This window comes from Corallococcus sp. 4LFB (genome assembly GCF_046520365.1).
Lineage (GTDB): Bacteria > Myxococcota > Myxococcia > Myxococcales > Myxococcaceae > Corallococcus > Corallococcus caeni.
Map to the genome: position 1 here is coordinate 1 of NZ_JBKGHJ010000464.1, position 6,604 is coordinate 6,604.

General features: G+C 72.7%; 6 protein-coding genes. 3 read left to right on the forward strand and 3 right to left on the reverse strand.

Annotated features, from left to right (window positions below):
* On the reverse strand, positions 1-2,223 hold a 2,223-nt coding region (locus ACLEQD_RS34075), incomplete at its 3' end, for a PilZ domain-containing protein (protein ID WP_410389803.1).
* Between the two features lie 378 nt (positions 2,224-2,601).
* Here ACLEQD_RS34075 and nadA point away from each other — a divergent pair.
* On the forward strand, positions 2,602-3,534 hold the full coding sequence (gene nadA, locus ACLEQD_RS34080) for a quinolinate synthase NadA (RefSeq protein WP_410389805.1): 933 nt from the start codon (positions 2,602-2,604) through the stop codon (positions 3,532-3,534).
* 87 nt (positions 3,535-3,621) lie between these two features.
* Positions 3,622-4,233, forward strand: a complete 612-nt coding sequence (locus ACLEQD_RS34085; RefSeq protein WP_410389807.1) for a hypothetical protein — start codon at positions 3,622-3,624, stop codon at positions 4,231-4,233.
* A 50-nt stretch (positions 4,234-4,283) separates the two neighbouring features.
* Here the strand turns inward: ACLEQD_RS34085 and ACLEQD_RS34090 are convergent, their stop codons facing one another.
* The gene (locus tag ACLEQD_RS34090) at positions 4,284-4,661 is read right to left on the reverse strand and encodes a metallothionein (protein WP_410389809.1); all 378 of its coding nucleotides are present in this window, start codon (positions 4,659-4,661) and stop codon (positions 4,284-4,286) included.
* 386 nt (positions 4,662-5,047) lie between these two features.
* A complete protein-coding gene (locus ACLEQD_RS34095) occupies positions 5,048-5,233 on the reverse strand; it encodes a hypothetical protein (RefSeq protein WP_410389811.1) in 186 nt (61 codons plus the stop codon).
* Positions 5,234-5,338: 105 nt separating this feature from the next.
* On the opposite strand from ACLEQD_RS34095, the gene ACLEQD_RS34100 reads away from it, so the two are divergent.
* Complete coding sequence (locus tag ACLEQD_RS34100) at positions 5,339-6,421, forward strand: hypothetical protein (RefSeq protein WP_410389813.1); 1,083 nt, start codon at positions 5,339-5,341, stop codon at positions 6,419-6,421.
* Positions 6,422-6,604: the final 183 nt, after the last annotated feature.

The following is a 6,604-nucleotide window of genomic DNA, read 5'->3' on the forward strand; positions in this document are numbered from 1 at the left end:
CCCCCGGCCCCGCTCGCGCGCGTGCGCCATGCACCGCAGCGCCAGCGCCGCCACGGCGTCCTTCGCGCGCGGGTGCTCGCGGTCCGGCACCACGAGGTTGAAGCCGTTGGTGACCTCGATGAGGCTCAGGCCCGGCGTGGCCTCGTCCTGGAGCGCCAGCGCGAGCGGCCCCGCCTCGCCCTCCACCACGAACATCCGCCGCTCCCGGTGCAGCCCCGCCGCCCGGAAGCGCTCGCCCAGGACGGCCTCCGCGCTGGGATCCGCGCGCAGGTCCTCGCTGAGCAGGCGCACCATCTCCCCCCGGCGGCGCAGGTACGACTCCAGCCACTGGCGGTCCTCCGGGCCCGCGTCGCGCACGGCGGGCAGCGCCGCCCCGTCCACGGCGGGCGTCAGCTCCAGGTCCGCGCGCAGGTAGTGGAACTGGCGCAGGTGGCACAGCCCCTGGCCCTCCAGCACGCGGGCCAGCCACGTGCCCAGCCGGTGCGGCCAGCGGTTGTCGGTGCGCCACATGTAGCGGATGAACTCCACGTCCTCCATCGCCTCGCCCACCTCCACCGCGAGCGACGTGAGCTCGCTGGAGATCTGCTCGCTGCGGCGGAAGCCCGGCAGCACGGCCAGGTGCTGCACCAGCCAGGTGCCGGAGTACATGCGCAGGCCGTTGACGTGGCCCAGCAGCCGCCGCGAGTCCGTGAAGACGAGCGAGCGCCCCAGCTCCCGCGCGCGGCCCAGCCGCTCGTGCGTGGCCTCCAGCACGGGCAGGACGCGGGGCTCCTCGCCGAAGGGATGGTCCGGGTGGAAGGTGTAGCGGGCGTCCTCCATCATCCGCCAGAGGTCCGGGAAGCGGAACACCGCGCCGTCGCGCACCTGGGGCGCCCGCGCGGACACGAACGCGTCCACGATGGCGTCGCGCACCGCGCGCGGCATGTCCAGGATGCGCACGCCGCAGCGGTAGGGGCGCAGGCGCTGATCATGCCGGGACTCGAAGGGGACCACGTCCACCGAGCGCACCTCCACGCGGCACGCCACCTCCGAGCCATCCGGAAGGATGAGCGTGGTGTCCAGGTGCGAGCCCACCGGCAGCACCTCGCACGACGCGTCGATGGGGAAGGCGAACCCGCGCGCGCCCAGGTCCAGCACCGCGCGGGTGATGCGCTGGCCGCTGAACGGCGAGGTGAAGCGCACGAGGAAGCGGTGGTGCGCGCCGGGACGGAAGCGCTGCTGCCCGCGCCGGTTCTCCACCGCCAGCGAGCGGGGCATGCCCAGGGCCACGCCGTCCTGCCCGAGGTGGAGCATGCTGGTGACGCCCCGGTAGCGCTGGCCGCCCATCTCGAAGGAGAGGTGGACCACCTCCCCCACGCTCGCGGGCAGCGCCGAGGACACCCGCCCGCGCAGGAGGCCGCGCGCGTCAGAGGCGTCCACCGTGGCGGACTCCAGCCGGAAGTGCGCCGTCTGGCTGTCCGGCGGGTGCAGCCACACGGGCAGCTCGCGCCGCAGCGCCTTGCGCAGCGCGGCCTGCACCGCCACCGCGTCCCGCAGCGTGCGCGGCGGGACGGACGCGGACTCGTCGAGCGCGGGCCGCCAGGAGATGCCCACGCGCAGGAACGCGTGCGTCCCCTGCTGCATGGGGGTGGCGTGGCGCACGTAGGCGCGGGCCACGTGCAGCACGGGCCGGCCGTCGCGCACCATGGACAGCGCGTCCAGGGGCGTGCCCGGAAGGAAGGCCGCCAGCGACGCGTCCATGGGGACCTGGAGCGCCGCGCCGAAGTGGCCCAGGTCCTGGCACTCCGCGCTGAAGGGCCGGTCGTGCAGCAGGAAGTCCACGCGCATCCCCGCGTCCAGCACCACGCGCGTGGAGGCGCGCAGCTGGAGGATGTCGCGCAGCCGCGCGCGCAGCTCCCCTTCGCTCAGCGCGTCGTCCACCGTGCTGAAGACGTGCCCCTCCGCGGCCGTCTCCACCAGCTCCTCCAGGCCGTGCTGATCCGTCCGCGCGCAGACGAACACGCAGACGGCCTCCGGCGCGGCGCGGTCCACGTGGCGCAGGAAGCGGCGCGCGTTGTCCGCGGGCGCGATGATCAGCGTGGGCACGGACGCCTCCATGCGCCGCGTCGCCTCCAGCTGTGAACCCACCACCGAGACCCGGTGCGCTCCCAACGCGGACTTCAGCGCGTTGCGGCGCAGCTCGTTGGGGTGGACGATGAGGACTTCGTGAGTCGGCACGCTCATAGATTTTTCCCGACGCGCAAGAGCCACACTGGCGCCCGTGCATGGCGCCATTCCCGTCGACGCGGGGCTTGCACGCGCCCCGTTCCCGCCATCCGCATGTCTTGAGTGTCCGAGCCAGGTGCTCTCTCTGTTGCCAGCGGGTTCCGCGCTGAGACGCCTTCCCGGTGAGCCGCCGGCGAACAACCAACGCGTACTTTACCTGCTCCCACGGATTAGGTGATGTACGCGGGGGTGAGAGGACTTTTCGGAATAGGTTAAAGGCGCGCGGTCAGCCGGGACCCCTTGGTGGGTAGGACGCGCGGACCCAGCGCGGCCGCGCGCGCTGGCCCCGGGCCCCGGACGCCGTTAGAGAATGCGCGGGCGACGAGGAGGCCCCCCATGGGCGAGACGGTCGATTACGAGGCGGGCATCCGGGAGCTGAAGCGCTCCATGAACGCGGTCATCCTGGCGCACTACTACCAGGAGAGCGAGGTGCAGGACGTGGCCGACTTCGTCGGTGACAGCCTGGCGCTGGCGCAGGCGGCGGCGCGGACGGAGGCCGACGTCATCGTTTTCTGCGGTGTGCACTTCATGGCGGAAACCGCGAAGATTCTGAATCCCACCCGACAGGTGTTGCTCCCGGACCTCAAGGCCGGCTGCTCGCTGTCGGACCGCTGCCCCCCCGCGGCCTTCAAGGCGTTCAAGGACAAGCACCCGGACGCCTTCGTGGTGTCGTACGTGAACAGCTCCGCCGCGGTGAAGGCGATGAGCGACGTCATCTGCACGTCGTCCAACGCCGTGCGCATCGTGAACCAGATTCCGCAGGGCCGCCCCATCCTCTTCGCGCCGGATCAACACCTGGGCCGGCACGTGATGAAGGAGACGGGCCGCGACATGGTGCTGTGGCCGGGCAGCTGCATCGTCCACGAAATCTTCAGCGAGAAGAAGCTCGTGGGGCTGAAGGTGGAGCACCCGGACGCGGAGGTGGTGGCCCATCCGGAGTGCGAGCAGCAGGTGCTGCGGCACGCGGACTTCATCGGCTCCACCAAGGCCATCCTGGACCACGTGGTGAAGAGCCCGAAGCAGAAGTTCATCGTGGTGACGGAGGCGGGCATCCTCCACCAGATGAAGAAGGCCGCGCCGGGCAAGACGTACATCCCGGCGCCGCCGGACAACGGGTGCGCATGCAACGAGTGCCCGTACATGCGCCTCAACACGATGGAGAAGCTCTACCGGTGCATGAAGGACCGGACCCCGGAGCTGGTGCTGCCGGCGGACCTGCAGCACGCGGCGCTGGCGCCCCTGCGGCGGATGCTGGAGTGGTCCGCCTGAAAGAAGCGGGACGCGGACTGTCGCCCGCGTCCCATCTCCCGCAATTCGCGTCTTGCGGATGGCGGGCCCAAGTGCCATGGAAGGACCGTGGCCTTCCGATTTCTCGCACTTCCCGCCCACCGGCTGGTGGACTTCCCCAAGACCCTGCCGGACGACGAGCGCCTTGAGCCGGACCTGCCGCCGGTGATGGAGGCCGTGGAGCGAGCCCTCGCCGGCGCGGAGTTCCGCGACCTGAAGGCCCGCGACCGCATGCGCGCCCTGCTCCAGGGGGACCGTCCCCCGGCGCTGGGCTCGCCGGGCAAGGGCTTTGGCCCCAGCGCCATCTTCGCCCAGCCGCCCCAGGACCTGCCCGCGCTGCTGCGCATGGCGGACGAGCTGGAGCAGCTGGCGCGCCGGGAGGCGGGGGAGCGCGCGCTGGTGTGGAAGTGCGGCGAGTGCAGCGCCCGCTACGCGGTGCCGGTGGCCCTGGTGCGCCAGGTGTCCATCCGCTGCGAGCGCTGCGGCCACCCGGTGCAGCTGTCCTCGCAGCAGAGCCTGGGTGAAGAGGCCCTCATCGACCCGTTCCAGGGCGCGGTGAACACCAGCCGGCACGAGCTGGCGGCCTTCTTCCGCGAGGCGATGGCGCGCGGCTGGCCCGTGCTCGTGTCCGAGGGCGCCGCCCCTGCCCCGCGCGGGCGCTCGTCCCGCCCGACGGCCTGAGCCCACCGCCCGGGCTTCCAACGGGGGCGCTTCCAGGGCCCCTCCCCGCTTCAGATGAAGATGCCGGCGGAGGCGTCGTTGCGCGCCTCCTGCAGCTCCTGCGTCGCGGGACGGCCGCGCAGCGCGTCCATCACCTGACGCGGCGCATGCCGGCCGGAGCACTTGGAGCACTCGCACTTGCCGCGCTTGCAGGTGCAGTCCGCCTTGCTGCCGCACGAGCACTTCGCCGTCAGCACCTGGTCCAGCTCCTCCAGGGGGCGCGGCGCCTGGTCCTGCTTCGCCTCCGGGGGCGGCGTCCGGGCCTGCCGCGGGGTGCCCTTGGAGGCAGCCGCCTTCGCGTGGGCCTCGCAGGCGTGGGCGCTGACGGGCACCAGCCAGAGGCCGCCCAGCAGCAATCCCGCGGTCATCAACGTCGCGCTGCGTGCCATGTCCGCTCTCCTTGGCAATGCGCCGTGAAGGCCTGGGAGACGCCTGCCGCTTCCGGCCTATAGCGCAGGGCCTTCCCCCTGCCAAGGCATTCGCACGCACCTTTGCCTACCCAATAACAGGGCACACGGTGCGCTCGCCCGGCGCGGGGGCGCGCGCGTACAGTCCGCGCCCTCCTGCCCGTGACGAATCGAACCGACCGCATCGCCTTCGCCGCCGCGCTCGTGCTGGGGGCGCTCCCGCTCTGGGTGTCGCGCGCCATCCCCATGGTGGACCTGCCGCAGCACCTGTACCTCATCTCGGTGCTGCACCGGCTGGACGACCCGACGACGCTGTACCCCACGCTGTTCGCGGCGCGGCACGAGCTGACGCCCTACCTCGGTTACTACTACCTCGTCAGCGCGCTCAACTGGCTGTTGCCGCTGGAGCTGGCCAACCGCGTCTTCCTCACCGCGTACGTGGTGGGGATGCCGCTGGGCATGGCCTTCCTGCTGCGCAGCCTGGGCCGGCCGTCGTGGCCCGCGCTGCTGACGCTGCCGCTGGCGTACGGGGACAGCTTCGGCTGGGGCTTCATCAACTACCTGGCGGCCCTGCCGCTGACGCTGCTGTGCTGCGGCCTGTTCGTGCGGACGCTGACGGACGCGCCGCGCCGCGCGCGCTGGGGCGTGGGGCTGGCGGCGTGCCTGGTGGCGGTGCTGCTCTTCCACGTGCAGGCCTTCGGTTCCTGGCGTTCGGGCTGCCGTGGCTGCTCTTCACCACGCCGGTGCCGGAGGACGCGGCGGGGCGGGGAATCGCGGCCCGGCTGCGGCCGCGCGTGCCGGCGCTGCTGGGCGTGGTGCCCGGCGTGGCGCTGTTCCTGTCGTGGGTGGTGCTCCGGTTCGGCAACCCGCCGGACATCCAGCCGGGCGCGCCGTGGAAGGCGTGGGGGCCCACGTTCTCGCCGCAGAACCTGGCGTGGAAGGGCTTCGAGCAGAACCGCGCGGAGTTCTTCCAGGTGCTCGCCAACACGTTCCACGACGGCTCGGACCGCTGGCCCCTGTACGCGGTGGGCGCGGTGGCGGTGGCGGGCTGGGTGCTGGGCATCTTGGGGCCGGGGCCGGGGACGCGGCGCGAGGGCCGGTGGCGCGCTGGCGGCTGTTGGGGCTGGGCGTGCTGGCGCTGGCGCTCTACTTCCTGCTGCCCTTCGACATCCGGGGGTACGTCTACTACCTCAACACGCGCTACGCGCACCTGGCCGCGGCCCTGCTGGTGGCGAGCATGCCGGCGGCGCGGGCGGAGTGGCGGCGGCCCCTGGGGCGTGGCGGCGGCGGCGAGCGCGTTGCTGCTGGCCTTCGTCATGGGGCGCGGCTTCCAGCGCTTCTCCGAGGAGGCCCGCGAGCTGGAGGTGCTGTCCGGCCTGGCCGCGAACCGGCCGAGGGTGATGGGGCTGGTGTTCGACCCGCGCTCCAGCGTGGTGCGCTTCCCCGTCTTCATCCACGCCGCGGCGGTGGTGGCGCGCGAGCGCGGCGGGGTGCCCAACTTCACGTTCGCCACGACGCCGCACTCGCCGCTGCGCTACCGGGGAGAGGTGCCGCCCACCTTCCCTTCCGAGTGGCGGCCCCAGGAGCTGGACTACGCGACGCAGGGCACCTGGTACGACCACTTCCTCGTGCGCGGGGTGCATCCGTCCCGCGTCCTTGGCGGACGGTTGCAGTCGGAACTGGTCATCGTGGGACAGGCCGGAAAGAGCTGGCTGGTGCGGCGGCGGCAGGGCGTGAAGTAGAACCGCGGCGCATGAGCCCTGCCTCCACCGAGCCCCGCCCCCTGCTGGATGCGCTGCGCGCCGGCACACCCCTGCCCGCCTTCCCGGAGGCGGATGCCGAGAAGGCCCGGAGGCTCGTGGACGACGTGGGCGCCGCGGCCCCCGCGGACGTGGAGGCGCTGCCCGAGGCCCTGGCGGGCGCGG

Excerpts from the sequence above, each read along its gene's own strand:
- nadA (WP_410389805.1), top strand. The coding sequence starts at position 2,602 with ATGGGCGAGACGGTCGATTACGAGGCGGGCATCCGGGAGCTGAAGCGC.
- ACLEQD_RS34090 (WP_410389809.1), bottom strand. The coding sequence starts at position 4,661 with ATGGCACGCAGCGCGACGTTGATGACCGCGGGATTGCTGCTGGGCGGC.
- ACLEQD_RS34095 (WP_410389811.1), bottom strand. The coding sequence starts at position 5,233 with ATGAAGCCCCAGCCGAAGCTGTCCCCGTACGCCAGCGGCAGCGTCAGC.